The organism is Microbacterium sp. (genome assembly GCF_049661145.1).
Taxonomy (GTDB): domain Bacteria; phylum Actinomycetota; class Actinomycetes; order Actinomycetales; family Microbacteriaceae; genus Microbacterium.
In genome coordinates this window covers 1-1,675 of sequence record NZ_JBASZT010000390.1, presented here as the reverse complement: position 1 = coordinate 1,675, position 1,675 = coordinate 1, and the positions used below count along the sequence as shown (strand labels likewise).

Sequence of the window (1,675 nt, the reverse complement as noted above, 5' to 3'; positions counted from 1 at the left end):
GCGCTGAAGGCGGTCACCCGCCTCCAGCTGACCGACGACCACGCCGTCGACCCGGCGATGGCCGCGTACGTCGAGGCCGCATGCCGACGTGCGTCGCGTCGGTCACTGCACAACGTCACGCTCTCGTTCGTCGCGGACCGCCGCGATCTGACCGAGGCTGTGCGTGACGTGGTCGTCCCCACGCTCATGGTCATGTCGCGCGAGCGCGCGGACTGGACGCCCGAGCTCGCCCGCACGGTCTGCGCTGCGATGCGGACGGCGGACGTCGTCGAGCTGAGCGGATTCCGAACGCTCGCTGCCGTCGAACAGCCCGCCGCGCTCGTCGAAGCGATCCGGGCGTTCTGGCACCGGCATCCTTCATCACGCCTCGCCGACTGATCCCACGGAGCGACGACCATGGTCGAACGCCTTCCCCCGCCGCCGATGCGACGACCCGACTTCCTGGACGACTTCGACGGGGAACTCGATCCGGCCCGCTGGATCGCCCACTATCTGCCGCACTGGACGATGCCGGACCGCTCCGCTGCACGCTACCGGGTCACCACCGCGGGCCTCGAGCTGCACATCGACGCCGATCAGCCGGCGTGGCGCGAGGAGGACGGCCCGCTCCGGGTGTCGAACATTCAAACCGGCGAGTTCGCCGGCGCCCTGGGCACGACGCGCGGAATGCACCGGCACCGCCCGGACGGGCTGGTGGTGCGAACGGAATGGCCCCTGACGACGCCCTGGACCCCGTCGTCCGGCCGCGTCGACGTCACGATCGCCGCGAGCACGGAACTCTCGTGCATGACCGCGGTCTGGCTCGTCGGCCTCGAACAGCTCTCCCCCCTCGACAGCGGCGAGATCTGCCTGTGCGAGATCGACGGTGACGCGATCGGCGCGGTCACCGCCGTGCGCACCGGTCTGAAAGCGCATCACGACCCGCGGCTGGAGTCCGACATGCGCACCGTCGCCGTGCCGTGGAACGCGAGCGAACCCCTGACCTGGACGGCGATCTGGGGAGGCGGCGAGACGGTCATCGGGTGCGAGGGCACGGTGCTCAGGCGGATGCCGCAGTCACCGCGGTACCCGCTCGCCCTGATGATCGACGTGTTCTCGTCGGCTCCGCCGAGCGAGGGGTCCGCCGACCCCGCCGTCGTCCGCCGCGTGTCGGGGTGGTCGATGTCTGCCGCCGGTCGTTGAGCGAGGGCGCCGGAGGGCGCCCGAGTCGAAACGCCGCAAGCGCTTCCGCGCGGCGAGCCCCGTGAGCCACACGACCTCACAAGACATCACAGGGCGAAACCTCGCATGTGCACCGTTCTTGGGCGACGTGCGGCGCACATGCGAGGTTTCGTGTTGACCTGCGGGGCCGATCGAGGGGCCGCTACGCGAACAGCCCGAAGGGGTCGTAGCTCGCGCGGACCGCCGACAGCCGCCGCGCGGTCTCGGCCGGCCACGTCTGGGACGCGCTGTCCGAAGCGTTGGCCGGGCCGACGAAGTTCGGCAGCAGGCCGGACGCACGCCACGGCCCCAACGCGTCGAACACCGCGGCGATCGCGCCGGGGACCACCTCGTCGAGCAGTTCGGGCACCGGTGCCCCGACGATGTGCAGCGAGTACGCCCCGTCCCGCCCCGCGACGGCATTCGCCTCCCCCACTGCCGCTTGCGTCGCCCCGCCCAGCAAGCGCACCTCCAC

The 1,675-nt window shown here is 71.5% G+C and carries 2 protein-coding genes and 1 pseudogene; 2 read left to right on the top strand and 1 reads right to left on the bottom strand.

Translation table 11 applies throughout. From position 1 onward, the window contains the following. Both WBP48_RS16140 and WBP48_RS16135 read left to right on the top strand, forming a co-directional pair. A partial coding sequence (locus tag WBP48_RS16140) for an alpha/beta fold hydrolase (RefSeq protein WP_424441767.1) occupies positions 1 to 378 on the top strand: 378 nt, incomplete at its 5' end. A gap of 18 nt (positions 379 to 396) precedes the next feature. Beyond that, entirely contained in the window at positions 397 to 1,182 is a 786-nt protein-coding gene (locus tag WBP48_RS16135; protein ID WP_424441766.1) for a hypothetical protein, read from the top strand. Between the two features lie 181 nt (positions 1,183 to 1,363). Here the strand turns inward: WBP48_RS16135 and WBP48_RS16130 are convergent. Continuing rightward, a pseudogene (locus WBP48_RS16130) lies at positions 1,364 to 1,675 on the bottom strand (FAD-binding oxidoreductase); the annotation flags it as partial.

What these genes read in the sequence shown, in the direction of transcription:
- WBP48_RS16135 (WP_424441766.1), top strand. Translation starts at nt 397, where the DNA reads ATGGTCGAACGCCTTCCCCCGCCGCCGATGCGACGACCCGACTTCCTG.